This is a genomic window from Micromonospora carbonacea, from assembly GCF_014205165.1.
Classification (GTDB): Bacteria; Actinomycetota; Actinomycetes; order Mycobacteriales; family Micromonosporaceae; genus Micromonospora; species Micromonospora carbonacea.
Genome location: NZ_JACHMZ010000001.1, coordinates 2,001,126 through 2,018,765 on the forward strand (window position 1 = coordinate 2,001,126; position 17,640 = coordinate 2,018,765).

Here is a 17,640-nt window from a genome sequence, read left to right on the forward strand (position 1 = left end):
GACTCGGATAGTCTTGACTCGGACGTTCTTGGGTCGTACGGTTTCGCGTATGGTCATCTCACCGTCCTCGTACTGGACACGCCGGCTGCCCGAGGCGGCTCCGCCGGCGGACATGGCGCTGTACCGTCTGCCCACCGGCACGTACAGGACGCGAGCGGTGTTCGCCGTGACCGGAGGGTCCGTACGGGACAAGCGGGATTTCGCGGCCACCGCCGTGCTCATCTCCCACCCGAAGGGCGACCTGCTCGTCGACGCCGGGTTCGGCGAGCACGTGGCAGAGCACATCAGGATGCTGGCGCGCATGGAGCGCGCTCCCCACCGGCTCGGCCGGACCGCGGCGCAGCAGCTCGATGCGGCCGGCTATGACCGCTCCCGGCTTCTGGGCGTGCTCGTCACGCACGTGCACTGGGATCACGTCAGCGGCCTGGACTCCCTGCGGGTGCCGGTGTGGATCAACGAGGCCGAGAACCGCTACGGCGCCGACGACTCGCACGGCAGGGTGTTCCGCGCGGTGTCGCAGGGCCTGGAGATCCGGGAGTACGCCTTCGACGGCCCGGAGTATCTCGGCTTTCCGGCGAGCTTCGACTTCTACGGAGACGGCTCGGTGGTCGTGGCCCTCGCCGCGGGGCACACCCCGGGCTCCGTCGTCGTATTCGTCACGCTGCCCTCCGGGCAGCGGTACGCGTTCATCGGCGACCTCACCTGGCAGCTGGACGGCATCTCCCGTGGCGCGCAACGCCCGTGGTTGATGCGCCGCGTCGCCGATGTCGACGCCAGGGCCGTCCGGGTCGGCCTGCGGCGCAGCATCGCCCTCAGCCGCGTGGTGCAGGTCGTTCCGGCCCACGATGTCGCCGCCTACGACAGCATCCCGCTCCTGCCGCCCCGGTTCCCGAGCGTGACACTGTGACCATGCCTGCCTCACCCGCCCCGAGCCGCCCCGATCCGACGACCGACGACGAGGCGCCGCAGCGCCCCACTCTGGGACCGGGGCCCGACTCCGAGCTGACGTGGCTGCTCCACCGGGCGGCCCAGCGGATGCACGCACTCGTCGGCGCGGAAGCGGAACGCCACGGCCTGTCGCTGCGCGACCACATCGTCCTCAGCGCCCTGCACAAGACCGCCGATCTCACCCAGGTCGAACTCGGGCAAGCCCTCGGCATGGACAAGACGACTCTCGCCGCGGAGATCGACCGGCTCGAGCGCATGGAACTCGTCTCGCGGCGCGTCAACCCGCGAGACCGGCGGGCCCGCATCATCGCCATCACCCCGAAGGGCGACGCGGCGCGGGCGGCTGTCGCTGCCGGCACCGAAGCCCGCGAGGCCGACGCGGTCCGGCCCATCCCGGCGGCCGAGGTCGCACAGCTGCGACGGGCCCTCTACCTCATCATCGGCTCGGCCGAAGACCCGGGATCGTGCATATGAACGCGTCCGACGACGTGGCCGACCGCATCGCCGCCGGCCGCGCCGTGTACGCCCGCAACCTCGGCGTCCCGGAGGACGAAGCCGAGCGCATGCTCGCGGGGCGAGCCGGCGCACAGTACGCCCGGGAGGCCTTCCTCGCGGCCGGCGGACCCGGATGGTCCGGAACGGGACTGACCGACCGCGACCGCAGCGTCGCCGTCATCGCCGCCCTCGTCGGCCAACACGTCGTCGATGCCCGGCTGATCACCTACCTGAACGCCGCCCGCGCCGCCGGTGTCACCGAAGAGGGCCTGGCCGAGTTGATGGTGCTGCTGACCGCCTACCTCGGTCAGCCGGCGGCATCGGTCGCCATGGCCACCGTCCTGGGCACGGCGCCACGACCCGCCGCGGTCGCCGTCGACTGAGGCCGGACCCCGTCGACCAGCTGCACGGCGGGGCCGGCTCTCCCGATCGCCCCGTTCTGCTCGGCCAACTCGTCCGGTTGCGGCGTCGCGCCGCGTTCGGTCGGGGGTACGGCGATCCAGGCGTGGCGATCAGGTCTCGGAAAGTAGCGGATCTTCCGAAGCGTGCCCGACGCCTTGCGCTGAGTGGCGAATCGTGTGTGGCCCGTTCGTCCGGCCGCCGCGGGAACGGCCCGACGAGGACCTGACGCCACCCCGCCCCACGCATCACGAAAAATCGATATTAGATCGGCTTTAGCGGACCGACCTACCCTGGTCGGTGCGGAGGAGTGTGCACGGAGATCTGGATCGGCGAGGGGGCGGGCGACGTGCTTTCCGTGGGTGCCCGGTTCCCGGCCTCGTCACGACCGAGTCTGGCACTGGAGCTGACATGAACTGCTGCGCGGCACGGGGTCGGGACGTCGAGGCGGGCGCGAACGGACCTGTCTCCACAGAATTCCCGACGGGCCGGAGGACGACGTCGCCACCGCGGGGTCGTCCGTGGCGCCGACCCGCCTGAGCCGCCCGCCGACCCTCCGCCCGGTCCCCGGACGCCCCCGACGTCCCGTCCTCCCCGAGTCCGCACCGCACGTTCGACAACGGTCAGCGCCCGTGCCGTGGCCGCGGACCGCGCCGCCTGGTGATCCGCTGCGCGGCGCGTCCCCCGGCGCTCCCGGCCCGCCGGTGATCCGCCCGCTCATGATCGTCGAATCGAAGGAGGCACGGTGCGTACGTCCGATGTGTATCTCAAAGGGCTCGGAGTGTTCCTGCCGCAGACGGTGAGCGTCGAGCAGGCCGTGCGGCGGGGCCTGTACCCGCGCGACGAGGTCGAGGCGCACGATCTGGGCGGTGCCGCGGTCGCGGGCATGATCTCGGCCCCGGAGATGGCGCTCGCGGCGGCCCAGGAGGCGTTCAAGCGCTGCGGCCAGCGGCCGGAGGACACCGATCTCATCCTGTACGCGGACTCCTGGCACCAGGGCCCGGACGGCTGGCAGCCGCAGTTCTTCGTCCAGCGCAACCTCGGCTGCGACCGGGCCCTCGGGATCGAGATCCGGCAGGGCTGCAACGGCATGTTCGGGGCGCTGGAGCTGGCCGCCAGCTACCTGCGCGCCGTTCCCGAACGGGAGTCGGCCCTGCTCGTCGCGTCCGACAACTTCGGCACCCCGCTGATCGACAGGTGGCGCACGGGCGCGGGCTTCATCCTCGGCGACGCCGCCTGCGCGGTGCTGCTGGGCAGGGAGCCCGGGTTCGCCCAGCTGCTCTCGGTGTGCACGACGACCGTCCCCGAGGCGGAGGAGGTGCACCGCAGCGGCGAAGCGCTGTTCCCGCCCGGTTGCCTCGTCGGCCGGGACCTCGACCTCGCCGGCCGGGGCGAGTCCTTCAACGCGAAGGCCATGGCCGAAACGGGAAGCACCGCGGTGTGGGACCGGGTGTACCAGACGGTCCCCGACGTCATCGGGCGGAACCTCGCCGAGGCGGGCATCACGATCGACGACGTCAGCCGTATCGCCGTCATGAACTTCTCCCGGGAGATCATCGAGAACCGCTACCTCGCGATGCTCGGGCTGCCCCTGTCCCGGTCGACGTGGGACTTCGGCCGCACCGTCGGGCACATCGGCGCCAGCGACCAGGTCGTCTCCCTGGACCACCTGCTGACCGCGGGGGAGATCGGCGCGGGGGACCACGTGCTGCTGTTCGGCCTCGGCCCCGGAATGACCGCGTGCAGCGCCGTCGTCAAGATCCTGCACCGCCCGTCCTGGCTCGGCTGAGCCGGCATCCGCCCCTGTCGGTCAGTCCGGCGCGCGGGGAACGACGCCCCGTCGTCAGAAGGTGAGACACGCCAATGGTCGCTACGGAAGGCCCCGGAGAATCCTCGCCGGCCGACACCGGTCCGGTGGCGGTGATCGGCGTCGGGTGCCGGTTCGCCGGCGGCGCCACGAGCCCGGCGAGCTACTGGGAGATGCTGCGCGCCGGCCGCGACGGCATCGGCCTCCTGCCGGAACGGCGGTGGCAGCCCTACGCCGACCTGGGGGGCGACTTTGCCGCCGCGCTGCGGCGGGCCACCCGCTGGGGCGGCTTCCTGCCGGACATCGAGGGCTTCGACGCCGAGTTCTTCGGGCTCAGCCCCCGCGAGGCCGAGCTGATGGACCCCCAGCAACGGCTGCTGCTGGAGGTCGCCTGGGAGGCGCTCGAACACGCGGGCATCCCCCCGCACTCCCTGGCGGCCAGCGACGCCGGCGTCTTCGTGGGCGTCGGCTCCGACGACTACGGGCGGCGGCTCCTGGAGCACCTGCCCACCATCGAGGCGTGGACCGGCATCGGCTCCGCCATGTGCGCGGTGGCCAACCGGATCTCGTACGCCCTGGACCTGCGGGGGCCGAGCCTGGCCGTCGACACGGCGTGCTCGGCGTCGTTGGTGGCCCTGCACCTGGCCTGCCAGAGCGTGCGGACGGGCGAGAGCCCGGTGGCGCTGGCCGCCGGCGTCAACCTCGTCGTCTCCCCGGGCCTCACCCTCACCCTGGACGCCGCGGGGGCCACCGCCCCGGACGGGCGGTGCAAGTCGTTCGACAGCTCGGCGGACGGGTACGGGCGTGGCGAGGGCGCCGGCGTCCTGGTGCTCAAGCGCCTCGGCGACGCGCGCCGGGACGGCGACCGGGTGCTGGCGACCATCCTGGGCAGCGCCGTCAACCAGGACGGGCGTACCAACGGCATCATGGCGCCCAACGCGCAGGCGCAGCGGCACGTGCTGGCCCGCGCCTGCGCGCAGGCCGGGGTGGACCCGCGGTCCGTCGACTACGTCGAGGCCCACGGCACGGGCACCCGGCTCGGCGATCCGCTGGAAGCCTCCGCGCTGAGCGCCGTGTACGGCGCGGGCCGGGAACCCGGCCGGCCGTGCCTGATCGGCTCGGTCAAGTCCAACATCGGCCACCTCGAGGCCGGCGCGGGCGTGGCCGGGGTCATCAAGGCGGTTCTCGCGCTGGGCCACGGCGAGATACCGCCGACGCTGCACCACACCACCGGCAACCCCGCGATCGACTGGGACGACGCCGGTCTGCGCGTGGTCACCGAACCGACCGCCTGGCCCCGGACGGACCATCCGCGCCGGGCCGGCGTGTCCGCTTTCGGGTACGGCGGAACCGTCGCCCACCTCGTGCTGGAAGAGGCCCCGCCGCCGGCCCGGTCGGAGCCCGCGCCGACGGGGGCGACCGCCGCAGGGCTGCTGTTCCCGCTGTCCGCGGCGTCGGAGGCCGCGCTGCGGGAGCAGGCGGGTGACCTGGCGGCGTGGCTGTCGGACCCCGCCGCCGGGGGAACGCTCGCCGACGTGGGGCACACCCTGGCGCTGCGGCGGTCGCACCTCGGCCGTCGGGCGGCGGTGGTGGCGGCCGACCGGGAGGAACTCGTCACGCGGCTGCGCCACGTCGCCGACGGCAGGCCGGGGGAGGGGACCGTCTCCGGCGTCGTGCCTCCCGGGCCGGGCAGGGGCGTGGTCTGGGTCTTCTCGGGGCACGGCTCCCAGTGGACCGGGATGGGCCGGGAACTGCTCGCCACCGAACCGGCCTTCGCCACCGTCGTCGACACGCTGGCCCCCGTCTTCACGCGCGAGATCGGTTTCTCGCCGCGGTCGGTCCTCGCCGAGGGCGACCTCGTGGAGGTCGACCGGATCCAGACGATGATCTTCGTGTTGCAGGTCGGCCTCGCGGCGGTCTGGAACTCCTACGGCGTCACGCCGGACGCCGTCATCGGGCACTCCGTCGGCGAGATCGCCGCGGCGGTCGTCAGCGGCGCGCTGACGCTGGAGGAAGGCGGCGTGCTGATCTGCCGGCGGTCGCGGCTGCTGCGCCGGGTCGCCGGGCAGGGCGCCATGGCGATGGTCGGGCTGGGCTTCGACGAGGTGACCCGCCGGTTGTCCGGACGCGCCGACGTGGTGGCCGCCATCGCCTCCTCGCCCGTGTCGACAGTGGTCGCCGGTGACCCCACCGCGGTGGAGGAGGTCATGGGGCGGTGGGCCGCCGAGGACGTCGACGTCCGGCGCGTCGCCTCCGACGTCGCCTTCCACAGCCCGCACATGGATCCGCTGCTCGCCGAGCTCGCCGAGGCGGCGTCCGGCCTGTCGCCCGCGTCGCCGCGGATCCCGATGTACAGCACCTCGATGCCGCAGCCGTGCGCCACGCCGTTCGTGGACGGTGCCTACTGGGCCGCCAACCTGCGGAACCCGGTACGGCTCGCCGCGGCGGTCCTGGCGGCGGCCGAGGACGGACACCGCACGTTCGTGGAGATCTCCAGCCATCCGGTCGTGGCCCACTCGATCCGCGAGACGCTGGCGGACCCGCACGGCGACGCCTTCGTCGGCGCGTCGCTGCGACGCAACCAGCCCGAACGGGCGACGCTGCTGGCCAACGCCGGGGCCCTGTACTGCCGCGGCGTCGCGCTCGACTGGGCGACGTTGCAGCCGGCGGGCGGGCTGGCCGCCCTGCCCACCGTCGCCTGGCAGCGCCGCCCGCTCTGGCGGGAGACCCGGCCCCGGGGGGCCGGGCCCGGGCTCTGCCACGACGGCGACTCGCACACCCTGCTCGGCACCGAGGTTCCCGTCGGCGGACACGGCATGCGGCTGTGGCGGACCCTGCTGGACGGGTCCTGCCGGCCGTACCCGGGCAGTCACACGATCAACGGCGTCGAGATCGTCCCCGCCGCCGTCCTGATCAACACGCTGCTGCGGGCCGCTGCGGACGGCGGGGCCAGGCCCGTGCTCAGGGACGTCTCCCTCCGGGTGCCGCTCACCGACGAGCACCGCGAGGTCCAGGTCAGCTACGCCGACGGCGTGCTGCGGCTGGCCTCCCAGGCGCAGGGTCAGGACCAGGACCAGGACCAGGACCACGGCACCGGCACCGAGCGGCCCTGGCTCGTGCACACCAGCGCACTGGTCCCGGCGTCGCCTGCCGCGATGCCCCCGTCGCCGCCGCCGGACGGCCTGGAGACCACCGCCGAGGACCCGGCTACCGTCGCGCGGCACCTCGCCTCGGTGGGCGTACCCACCATGGCCTTCGACTGGACCGTCGAGGAGCTGCGCCGCGGCCCCCGCGGGCTCCGCGCCCGGGTCCGCGCCGAGCGGCCCGAGCACCCGGCGGGGACGTGGGCGCCGCTGCTCGACGCCGCCCTGTCCGTCGCCCCGGTGGCGGATCCGGTGCCCGCCCTGCGCATGGTCGCCGGGGTACGGGAGGTGCGCATCGTCGGCGAGCCGCCGGAGACGGCCGTCATCGACGTCGTCGTGAGCGATGCCGGCCCGGACCTCGTGGACGTGTCGATCAGCGACGGACACGGTGCCGTCCTGGCCACGCTGGCCGGCCTGCGGTACGCGGGCATGCCGGACGTCACGGCCGACTCCGTGGCGCCGCAGCACCTGGTCCACGGGACCGTGTGGCGGAAGCTGGAGCTCGCGGAGGCGGACGGGCAGCCGTACCGCCGCGAGGTGGTCCTGGTCGCTGCCGACGCGCGGGCGGCGGACGACTGGCGAGAGCGCCTGTCGGCGGCCGGGGCGCCGGTACGCGTGGTGCCCGACCCCGCCGCCCTCGCCCGGCTGGTGCCGGCGCCGGGCGCGTGGACGGACGTGCTGCTGCTGCCGGCGGTGTCCGACGACCCGCCCGCCGAGGCGGCGACCCGCGCCACCTGGCTGCTGGCGTCGGTGGCACAGCACCTCGCCGGCGGTCCGCCGGCGCAGGCGCCGCGGCTGTGGTGCCTGACCACGGGCGTGCGGGACGGCCGCACCGGGGCCGGCCTCGCGCTGGCCCCGCTGTGGGGGCTCGGGCGGGTGCTGCGCAGCGAGCTTCCGCAGCTGTGGGGCGGCACCCTGGACGTCCCGTGCGGGGACGACGTGCCCGCCGACCTCGTGCTCCGCCTGTTCGGGGCGGCCCCGGCCGAGGACGTGGTCTCCGTGCGCGACGGTGGCTTCGAGGTCGCGCGGATCACCGCCGTGGACGGCGCGCCGACCCGTGCGCCGTTCACCTGCCGGGCGGACGGCACCTATCTGGTCACCGGTGGGCTGGGCGCGCTCGGGCTGGAGGTCGCCCAGTGGCTGGTCGAGCGGGGCGCCCGACGCCTGGTGCTGACCGGTCGCCGCGCACTGCCGCCACGGGCCACCTGGGACGACCCGGCCGACGACGGCCAGCGCGCGCAGATCAGGGTGGTGCGCGACCTGGAGGCGCTCGGCGTCACCGTCCACTCGGTCGCCCTGGACATCGGCGACGCCGAGCGGGCCGCCGCGCTGCTCGACACCGACGGGCTGGGGCTCCCCCCGATCCGTGGCGTCGTCCACGCCGCCGGTGTGCTCGACAACCGGATGCTCGCCGACGTCGACGAGGAGTCGGTGCGCACGGTCCTGCGGCCGAAGGCCGCGGGCGCGTGGACGCTGCACGAGCTGTTCCCGCCGGGCACCCTCGACTTCCTCGTGTTCTTCTCGTCGTGCGGGCAGTTGCTCGGGCTGCCCGGCCAGAGCACCTACGGGCCGGCCAACGTCTTCCTGGACGCGCTGGCGGCGTTCCGGCAGGCCACCGACGGCGACGTCACCCTCAGCCTCGGCTGGACGTCGTGGCGGTCCAAGGGCATGTCGGTCAACGAGGTCGTCGACCTCGAACTGCGGGCCCGCGGGGTGGGCGCGATCTCCGTCCGGGAGGCGTTCGACGCGTGGGACTGGGCGTACCGTCATGGCGCGGGGCAGTGCACCGTGCTGCGGGTCCTGCCCGTGGAACCCGGCATGGACCGGCCCGTCGTGCTGGCCGAGACGGTGGCCGGCGTCGGCGCGGCCGACCCGGCGGAGGCCGGACCGGCCGAGGTCGTCGACCTCAGCGGCCTGACCCCGGAGGAGTTGCGCAGCCGCCTCCTGGCGGAGGTCACCGAACGGATCGTCGCCGAGACGGGGCTGTCCGGCGAGGGTCTGGACCCCCGCCGCTCCCTGTCCGAGCAGGGTCTGGACTCGGTGATGACCATCGTCGTACGGCGGAGCCTGGAGAGCCGGTTCGGCCACGTGCTCCCGGCGACGCTGCTGTGGCACCAACCGACCGTCACCGCCATCGCCGACCACCTGACCGAGCTGTTGACCGCCGGGGACGGGGAGCGGGACGTGGCGTCGGCGGTGTCCTGACGCATCCGCCCGACGGAGCCCCGGCGACGCTCGGGTGGGTGCGTCAGGCCCGGGCGGCGTTGGTGGCGACGGCGTCGACGACCCGGTCCCACCCGCCCTCGGGCAGGTCGTGGCCCAGGCCGGCGATCAGCACCAGCGCGGCGTCGGGGACGGCGGCGGCCGTCGCCCGGCCGCCGCCCGTTTCTTCGGATCTGGTCAGTGCTCGTTCCTGGCGAGTCGCTCGGCGAGCCGCCCGCCTTCGACGTCGACGTTCGGCAGGGCCCTGTCCAGCCAGCGCGGCAGCGACCACGCGGACCTGCCGAGCAGCGACAGCACGGCCGGGACGATGGTCATGCGGACCAGCAGGGCGTCGACGGCGACGCCGAATGCGAGGGCGAACCCGAGCGACTTGATGACGATGTCGTCGACGAGGACGAAGCCCGCGAAGACGCTCATCATGATCAGTGCCGCGGCGGTGACGACCCGCGCGCCGTGTCGCAGGCCGGACACGACGGCCTCGTCCGGGGCGGCCCCGCGCACGAACTCCTCCCGGGCCCGGATGATCAGGAACAGTTCGTAGTCCATGGCCAGGCCGAACAGGATGCCGATCAGGAAGATCGGGATGAAGCTGACGATCGGGCCGGTCGACGCGACGCCGAGGACGCCGGCCAGGTTGCCCTGCTGGAAGATGAAGACCAGGGCGCCGAACGAGGCGGCCACCGACAACAGGAACCCCGCCGTCGCCTTGATCGGCACCAGGATGCTGCGGAACACCACCATCAGCAGGATGAACGCGAGGCCGACCACGACGGACAGGTACGGCAGCAGCGCGTCGTTGATCTTCTCCGACACGTCGATGTCGACGGCGGTCCGGCCGCTGACGGCCAGGGTCGCGCCGCCGGTGGCCGCGGTGAAGTCCGCCTGCCGGGCCCGCAGGTCGTGCACGAGCTGCCTGGTCTCCTCGCTGGTGGGGCCGCCGCGGGGAACGACGGTGAGGGTGGCGGTGTCGCCGGCCCGGTTCGGCGTCGCCGGGGTGACGAGCACCACGCCGTCGAGGCCGGAGGCGAGCCGCCGCGCCTGCTCGCCTGCGGCGGCGACCGTGCCGGCGGGGGCCTCGACCACGAGGAGCAGGGGCCCGTTGACGCCCGCCCCGAAGCCCTCGGCGAGCTGGTCGTACGCCTTGCGCTGGGTGGACGCGGGGGAGGAGGAGCTGTCGTCGGGCAGGGCCAGCCGCAAGTCGAGCCCAGGGACCGCGACCACACCGACGGCGACGACCGACAGGACCAGCGCCGGGACGCGGTGCCTGAGCACGGCGCGCGCCCAGCGCTCGCCGTACGGGGTGCCGGCGGGCCGGCCGCCCCTGCCGTCGCGCTGGGCCCGGGGCAGGACCCTGCGGCCGGCGAAGCCCAGCAGGGCCGGCAGCAGCGTCAGGTTGATCACGACGGCGACGGCGACGGCTGCGGCGGCCGCGACGCCCATGGCGGCCAGGAACGGGATCCCGATCACCGCGAGCGCGGCGAGGGCGATGATGACGGTCAGGCCGGCGAAGACCACGGCGGACCCGGCGCTGCCCGCAGCCCGGCCGGCGGCCTCCTCGCCGTCGTGGCCGGCGGCGAGCTCGTGGCGGTGGCGCGACAGGATGAACAGCGCGTAGTCGATGCCGACGGCCAGGCCCAGCATGGTGGCGAGGTCGGCGGTGTTCGAGGTCAGGTCGAGGAAGCCGGTGGTGATCTCGATGCCGAGCAGGCCGATGGCGACGCCGACGACCGCGGTGAGCACGGGCAGGCCCGCGGCGACGAGTGAGCCGAAGGTGACGAGCAGGACGACGGCTGCCACGAGGATGCCGAGCGCCTCGCTGCCGTCGTCGGCTCCGGCCTGCTCGGTGACCTCTCCGGAGTATTCGACGCCGAGGCCGGCGTGCCGTGCGGCGTCGCCGGCGGCGAGCAGTGCCGCGCGGGAGGCGGCGTCCACCCCGGTCGCGTCCACCGCGTAGGCGACGGTGGCGTAGCCGGTCCTGCCGTCCGGTGCGATCGTTCCGGCCCGGTACGGGTCGGTGACCGCCGTGACCTGGGGCGCCGTGCGCAGGGCGGCGATCGTGGCCCGCACGGTGTCCTGCGGCTCCCGGTCGGTCAGCGCGGCGTCGCCGGAGACGGTGAACACCACCTTCGCCGTGGCGGTGTCCCCGCCGTCGCCGAACCTGTCCGCCACCACGTCCAGCGCCTGTAGCGACTCGGTGCCGGGGACGGTCAACTCGTCGCTGGTCGGCCCCGACAGCTGGGCCGCCCCCACGCCGAACAGGCCGAGGAAGAGCGCCCACACGACCAGCGTCAGCCGGCGACGCCGGAAGGAGAGTCGCCCCAGGCGGTACAGGATGGTCGCCACGAATGTTCCTCCGTCGGTCGTACGGCCCCGGTTCCGAGAGCGGTTCCACGATCCCGGCCGGCGCCGGGTCACGTCGTCCCGCCGACGCAGGCGTCCGGGTACTGCGGGCGCAGTAGGCAGGCGGCGTGGCGCTACCGCGGGAACAGGTCGATCGGGGCCGGCCTGCCGCACTACCGTCGTGACCATGGACGCGGCGATCAGGCAGTGGTGGCCCCGACGCCTCGACCGCTACCGCGGCCCGCTGGGCGACGTGCTGCTCGCGGCGGCCGGGGGCGCGCTGGTGCTGTACCTGGGCCCGAACGCGGTGCACGGCGGCACGGTGCTGCTGGCGGCGGTGTGCGCCGTGCTGATCCTGGCGCGCCGCCGGCATCCCGTGCCGGTCGTGCTGGCCGCCAGCGCGGTCTTCGTGCTCACCGTCGCGCTGGGCCGCCCACCGGACGGGATGTTCCTGGTGGCGGGCCTGCTGACCTACTCCGCCGGGCTGGCCAGCCCGCGTCGTCGGCCCTGGGTCTACGCGTCCCTCATGTGGGGATCGCTCATGCTCACCGGGTTCGTGGTGTACCGCGCCGACTGGTGGAACGCGGACCAGTTGACCGCGTTCGCGATCATCTTCGGCGGGGCGGCGGCGGGGGACGCCGTCCGGATGCGCCGGGCGTACGTCGCGGAGGTGACCGAGCGGGCCCGGCAGGCGGAGCTCAACCGCGAGGAGGAGGCCCGCCGCCGGGTGATGGACGAGCGGCTGCGCATCGCCCGGGAGCTGCACGACGTCGTCGCCCACCACATCACGGTGATCAGCGTGCACGCCGGCGCCGCCAACCACGTGCTGCGCAACGAGCCGGACAAGGTGTGGCCCGTGCTCGGGCACATCCGCACCGCTGCCGACACCGTGCTGGAGGAGATCAAGTCGGTGATCAGTGTGCTCCGTGATCCGGAGGAGGCCCGCAGCACCGAACCGGCACCCGGCGTGGAACGCCTACCGGAGCTGCTGGCCGCGCTGCGCGCCACGGGGTTCGCCGTGCGGCACCGGCAGCACGGCGAGCCCCGGCCGCTGCCGGCGGTGGTGAGCCTGGCCGCGTACCGCATCGTGCAGGAGGCGCTGACCAACGCCCACCGCTACGGTGCCGGCGGCGCCACCGTGGACCTGGAGTACACCGCCGACACCGTGCGCATCGAGGTCACCAACCGGACGGCCGGGTCCGGCGGACGCCGGACCGGCTTCGGGTTCGGGCTGCTCGGCATGCAGGAACGGGCCGCGGCCGCGCACGGCACCATCGTCGCCGGACCGGTCGACGGCGGCCTGTTCCGCGTGCACGCCGAGCTGCCCACCGACGAACGGGCGGTCAACCGCCTCAACCCCCACGCCCCGCAGCCACCCGGGGCTTCCGCCCGCCGCCCGGAGGGACAGGTGACATGAGCATCCGCGTGCTGCTGGCCGACGACCAGGCGCTCATCCGCGCCGGCTTCAAGATGATCATCGATGCGGAGCCGGGCCTGGAGGTCGTCGGCGAGGCCGCCGACGGCCGGGAAGCCGTCGACCTGTGCCACCGCAGCCGGGTCGACGTCGTGCTGATGGACATCCGCATGCCCGTCCTGGACGGCATCGAGGCGACCCGCCGCATCGGCGCCGACGAGCGCCTCGCCGGCGTGCGGGTGCTGGTGCTCACCACCTTCGACAACGACGACAACGTGATCTACGCCCTCCAGGCCGGGGCGAGCGGCTTCCTGGGCAAGAACGTGGCCCCCGGCGACCTGGTCAACGCCATCCGGGTGGTCGCCGACGGGGAGGCGCTGCTGTCGCCCCGGGCCACCAGCGGGTTGATCAGCCGGCTGATCCACCACCTCCAGCCGCCGGCCCGGCAACTCCCGGAGCTCGACCTGGTCACCGGCCGGGAGAAGGAGATCCTGCTCCTGGTCGCGCACGGGCTGTCCAACGACGCCATCGCCGAACGGCTCCACCTGTCTCCGCTGACGGTCAAGACGCACATCAACCGCACGATGATGAAGCTGGGCGCGCGCGACCGGGCCCAACTGGTGGTCTTCGCCTACCAGCACCACCTGGTCCGGCCCGGCGACCCCCTGCCCGACACCTGAGGACACGGACGCGGCGGCGCCCCGTGCCGGGTGACCGGCCGCCCAGGGACACGGAGCGCCAGCTCGCGCAGCTACCGCACCCGCCACCGGGTTACGCGTCCGGCGTGCCGTCGGTGGAGAAGGCCACCTCGCGGCCGTTCTCGACATCGGCGGCCAGCGCTTCGATGCGGGCCTTCGCCAGCCCGTACGAGTCGGAGCCGAGCAGCTGGTGCAACGGGGCCCTGCCGTCGGCGGCCACGTCGATGATCGCGGCGGCGGCCTTGACCGGGTCGCCGAGCTGGGTGCCGGGCATCGCCAGGTGCGCCTCGGTCATCTCCCGGATCGCCTCGTAACCGGCGATCGTCGCCGACGGCAGGCCGAGAGACGTGGTGCGCAGGAAGTCGGTGCGCGTGTAGCCGGGCTCGATGAGATTCACGTCGATGCCGAACCCGGCGACCTCGGCGGCCAGGGCCTCGGTGAGGCCTTCCAGGGCGTACTTTCCGGCGCAGTAGAGACCCCAGCCGGGGAACGCGGTCATGCCGAGGATCGACGAGATGTTGATGATGCGGCCGCCACGCCGGGCCCGCATGGCCGGCAGCACGGCCCGTAGCACGTTCCAGACTCCGAAGACCTGTACGTCGAACATCCGCCGGGCCTCGGTGTCGGAGACCTCCTCGACCGCGCCGAGGAAGCCGTAACCGGCGTTGTTGACCACCACGTCGATCTGGCCGAAGTGCCGGGTGGCCTGGTCGACGGCTGCCGCGACGGCCGCCTCGTCGGTGAGGTCGAGCTCGAGGATCAGCAGTCGGGACCGATCGGCTCCGCCGAGTGCCTCGTCGAGGCGCCGCGCCGTGCGGGTGGTGGCGGCCACGGCGTCGCCGCGGCGCAGCAGCTGGGTGACCAGCTCCAGTCCCAGGCCACGCGAGGTGCCGGTGACAAACCAGGTGGTGGGGTGCGACATGGGTCTCTCCTCGTGGTGTCGGATCTCGACGGGTTCCATCCTGGGAGCTGTGTCACCGGCGTCGACAGGTCCGATCTGGCCCAGCGCTACCTGGGAACGCCATGCCCCCGCACGGTCTTCTCGCCGGAAGACTGGCCGCGCCATAATTCCTGACATGGCGGCGAACACGGACCTGAGCGACTTTCTGCGGACGTGCCGGGCGCGAACGACCCCCGAGACGGCCGGGATCGTCGCCCCGGAGGCGGCGGCCGGGCGGCGGGTACGCGGGTTGCGTCGGGAGGAGGTGGCGCAGCTCGCCGGGGTGAGCGTCGACTACTACACCCGCCTGGAGCAGGGCCGCCACAGCACCCCGTCGGACGCGGTCGTCGACGCCCTGGCGCGGGTGTTCCGGCTGGAGCCGGCCGCCCGCGCACACCTGGCCGACCTCGCGCGACCGGCCCGGCGACGCGCCAGGCAGGCGCCGCCGCAACGCGTGCGCCCGGCCATGCAGCAGATGATCGCCTCGATGACCGAGCACCCGGCGCTGATCCTGGGCCGGCGCACCGACGTGCTGGCCGCGAACCTGCTCGCCCGGGCCCTGCTCACCGACTGGACGCGGCTGCCGCCCCGGGACCGCAACTACACGCGGTGGATCTTCCTCGACCCCGACGCCCGCGCCGCCTTCCTCGACTGGCCGTCCGTGGCCGCGGACGTCGTCGGCACGCTGCGCCTCTACGCCGGCCGCCACCCGGACGACACCAGGCTCAGCGAACTGGTCGGCGAGCTGACGATCAAGAGCCCCGAGTTCCGTACGTGGTGGAACGGCCACAAGGTGCACGAGCGCACCCACGGGGTCAAACACATGATCCATCCCGCCGTCGGGCCGATCACCCTGCGGTACGAGGCCCTGACGCTGCCCGGCGACGAGGACCAGACCCTGTTCCTCTACACCACGGACCCGGGCAGCCCGTCACAGGAGAACCTGCGGTTGCTCGGCCTGACAGTCGGTGAGCCGGTCCGTCGGGCGGATCCGGCCCGGTAGCGCGTCCGCAGAACTCGCCATGTGAGCCGGTCGCCCACGCACCGTTGACCGGCCGTGGTGGGCGGCCGGAAGATGCATCCATGCAGAGCAATGTCAATGGACAGTCCTACGTGGACGTCGCCGCCGAGCTCGGGCTGGGTGAGACCGTCGGCCGCTACCGGTCCTCCGTCGGCGCCGACATCTCCATCACGGTGGCCGTCGCCGTGCTGGGCGTCGTCCTGATCCTCGTGAGCGGCGGCGCCCAGGCCGTCGTCGCGCTCGGTGCCGGCCTGCTGGCCTTGGCCGCGCTCGCCGCGTGGGTGACCCGACGCAAGGCGGGCAGGTGCCGTTACCTGTACGACAACGGCTCGCTGACCGTCGACCACACCGGCGCCGTCACCTCGTTGTTCACCTGGGACGACGTGGCGCACGTGCGGGTCTGGGTCCGGGTGCTCTACCTGGTCAGCGCGTACGTGGAGGTCCTGCAGGGCCGCGTCGAGCTCAAGGACGGCACGGTCGTCGACCTGGCCAAGCCCGACTACAGGGACAAGCACGAGCTGGTCGCGCACGTGGAGAAGTTCGCTGCCGCCGCCGTGCTGCCGGTCAAGGTCGACGAGGCGCTGCGCACCGGCGCCGCGACCTTCGGGCCGGTCACGCTGACCGGCGCGGGGGTGCGCCGAGGCAGCGAGTTCGTCACCCGTTCCGCCATCACGAACGTGGAATGCGGCAAGACCCGCCTGAAGATCTGGGCCGGGCAGCGCCGGCCGGTCATCTCCGAGCGGCTGCGCAACATCCCCGACGTGGCCGTCCTGCTGCACCTGATGCGGCGCTGGCCGGTCGCCGACGAGCCCGAGGGCGAGGCCGGCGTCACCGCGTAGCCGGGCATTGCGGCAGCCAGGGCGGGGCAGGCGCCCCGGCGTCAGGTGACAGGCCGGTCACCGTCCCTGCGGAGTCCGGACGTCCCGGGCCCGGTCCCCGGCCCAGGCCGCTTCGAGGATCGCGGTGAGGCTGGCGGTGTCGGTCGGGCCCGGGTGGTTCTGGATCAGACGGGTGACGCCACCGGCCAGCTCCGCGAAGCGCGGGAGGTCGGCGCGGGCCACGCCGATGTCCGCCAGGCTGGCCGGGATGCCGATGTCGGCGAGGAGGCCGTCGAGCCAGGTGAGGAACGCGTCCGCGGCCTCGGCGTCCGAGGCGTCGGCCACGTCGAGCCCGCACACCCGGGCGAGGTCGGCCAGCCGGTCGCTGATGGCGTCCCTGGCCGCGTCCAGCGCGTAGGGCAGCAGCAGCCCGACGCCCAGGCCGTGCGGCGTGTGGGTGGCCGCGCCGATGGGGTACTGGAGGGCGTGCGGGGCGCCGTTGCCCGCGTGGGAGAAGGCGAGCCCGGCGAGCATGGACCCGTAGGACATGTCCGCGCGCGCGTCGGTGTCGCCCCCGTCTGCGACCGCGCGCCGCAGGCTGCGGGCGATCCGCTCCGCGGCCAGGAGCGCGTAGTGGTCGGTGACCGGGTTGCGGCCGAGGAACACCTGCTCCACCGGGTCGCGCGGCCCGTGCGGCCGGGGTCGCGCCGTGTAGCTCTCCACCGCGTGACAGAACGCGTCGATGCCGGAGTGGGCGGTGACGGTCGCGGGGCAGGTGTAGGTGAGCTCGGGGTCGACGATGGCGAAGTCGGGCACGATGTGGACGCTGGAGACCCCCACCTTCAGCGCGCGCTCCGGGTCGGTCAGCACCGAGACGGGGGTGAGCTCGGAGCCGGTGCCGGACGTCGTCGGCACCGCGACGAGCGGAATGGTCGGCCCCGGCACCCTCGACTCGCCGTAGAAGTCGCGCGGCGTCCCGCCGTGTCGCCGGATGACGCCGACGATCTTGGCGAGGTCGATCACCGTGCCGCCGCCGATGGCGAGGATCACGTCGGCGTCCACCCGGGCGGCGGCCGAGACGGCCAGGGCGACATCGGTGAGGGGAACGTCCGGGGTCGCGTCGGAGAACACCTCGACGGCCTCGGTCTGCTCCCGCACGGCGGCCACGATCCCGGCGACGCCCGGCTGCCCCAGCAGGACCCGGTCGGTCACGACGAGGACCCGCGAGCCGCTCTCGGCCACCACCCGTGGGATGTTCTGCGCGACCCCTTCGCCCACGATCAGCTGGCGTGGTCCGCGGACGGTCTCAAGCATGTCGGTGCCTCTCCGGAACGTCGGCGGCGGTGTGCTGGGCGGACGTCCAGGTCACCTGCGTGACCGGGACGGCGTCGGCG

At 73.8% G+C, this 17,640-nt stretch carries 12 protein-coding genes; 9 read left to right on the plus strand and 3 right to left on the minus strand.

The window, feature by feature from the left end; translation table 11 throughout:
- Positions 1-157 precede the first annotated feature (157 nt).
- The 5 genes from HDA31_RS08880 (at position 158) to HDA31_RS08900 (ending at position 8,997) form a co-directional block, all read left to right on the plus strand.
- On the plus strand, positions 158-907 hold the full coding sequence (locus HDA31_RS08880) for an MBL fold metallo-hydrolase (RefSeq protein ID WP_246383997.1): 750 nt from the start codon (positions 158-160) through the stop codon (positions 905-907).
- A 2-nt stretch (positions 908-909) separates the two neighbouring features.
- On the plus strand, positions 910-1,422 hold the full coding sequence (locus tag HDA31_RS08885; RefSeq protein WP_246384700.1) for a MarR family winged helix-turn-helix transcriptional regulator: 513 nt from the start codon (positions 910-912) through the stop codon (positions 1,420-1,422).
- Entirely contained in the window at positions 1,419-1,826 is a 408-nt protein-coding gene (locus tag HDA31_RS08890; RefSeq protein ID WP_178065635.1) for a carboxymuconolactone decarboxylase family protein, read from the plus strand. The genes HDA31_RS08885 and HDA31_RS08890 overlap by 4 nt, the downstream gene beginning before the upstream one ends.
- A gap of 761 nt (positions 1,827-2,587) precedes the next feature.
- Positions 2,588-3,631: a ketoacyl-ACP synthase III family protein gene (locus HDA31_RS08895; RefSeq protein WP_178065634.1), complete on the plus strand. Its 1,044-nt coding sequence runs from the start codon at positions 2,588-2,590 to the stop codon at positions 3,629-3,631.
- 74 nt (positions 3,632-3,705) lie between these two features.
- Entirely contained in the window at positions 3,706-8,997 is a 5,292-nt protein-coding gene (locus HDA31_RS08900; protein ID WP_178065633.1) for a type I polyketide synthase, read from the plus strand.
- 195 nt (positions 8,998-9,192) lie between these two features.
- Here the strand turns inward: HDA31_RS08900 and HDA31_RS08905 are convergent, their stop codons facing one another.
- Positions 9,193-11,358 carry an MMPL family transporter gene (locus HDA31_RS08905; protein WP_178065632.1) on the minus strand — a complete coding sequence of 722 codons (2,166 nt, stop codon included), beginning with the start codon at positions 11,356-11,358 and terminating at the stop codon, positions 9,193-9,195.
- Between the two features lie 184 nt (positions 11,359-11,542).
- Between HDA31_RS08905 and HDA31_RS08910 the strand changes: the two genes are divergently transcribed.
- Positions 11,543-12,772, plus strand: coding sequence for a sensor histidine kinase (locus HDA31_RS08910; RefSeq protein ID WP_178065631.1), 1,230 nt, complete (start codon positions 11,543-11,545; stop codon positions 12,770-12,772).
- A complete protein-coding gene (locus HDA31_RS08915) occupies positions 12,769-13,449 on the plus strand; it encodes a response regulator (protein ID WP_178065630.1) in 681 nt (226 codons plus the stop codon). Before HDA31_RS08910 ends, HDA31_RS08915 begins: the two co-directional genes overlap by 4 nt.
- 91 nt (positions 13,450-13,540) lie before the next feature.
- Here the strand turns inward: HDA31_RS08915 and HDA31_RS08920 are convergent, their stop codons facing one another.
- Positions 13,541-14,389: an SDR family NAD(P)-dependent oxidoreductase gene (locus tag HDA31_RS08920; protein ID WP_178065629.1), complete on the minus strand. Its 849-nt coding sequence runs from the start codon at positions 14,387-14,389 to the stop codon at positions 13,541-13,543.
- Between the two features lie 154 nt (positions 14,390-14,543).
- Here HDA31_RS08920 and HDA31_RS08925 point away from each other — a divergent pair, with 154 nt between their 5' ends.
- Together HDA31_RS08925 and HDA31_RS08930 are read left to right on the plus strand one after the other, a co-directional pair.
- Positions 14,544-15,410 (plus strand): helix-turn-helix transcriptional regulator, encoded by an 867-nt coding sequence (locus HDA31_RS08925; protein WP_178065628.1) that lies wholly within the window; start codon positions 14,544-14,546, stop codon positions 15,408-15,410.
- Positions 15,411-15,490: 80 nt separating this feature from the next.
- Positions 15,491-16,267: a DUF6585 family protein gene (locus HDA31_RS08930; RefSeq protein WP_178065627.1), complete on the plus strand. Its 777-nt coding sequence runs from the start codon at positions 15,491-15,493 to the stop codon at positions 16,265-16,267.
- A 57-nt stretch (positions 16,268-16,324) separates the two neighbouring features.
- On the opposite strand, the gene HDA31_RS08935 is transcribed toward HDA31_RS08930, so the two are convergent.
- Positions 16,325-17,560, minus strand: coding sequence for an iron-containing alcohol dehydrogenase (locus HDA31_RS08935; protein ID WP_178065626.1), 1,236 nt, complete (start codon positions 17,558-17,560; stop codon positions 16,325-16,327).
- Positions 17,561-17,640: the final 80 nt, after the last annotated feature.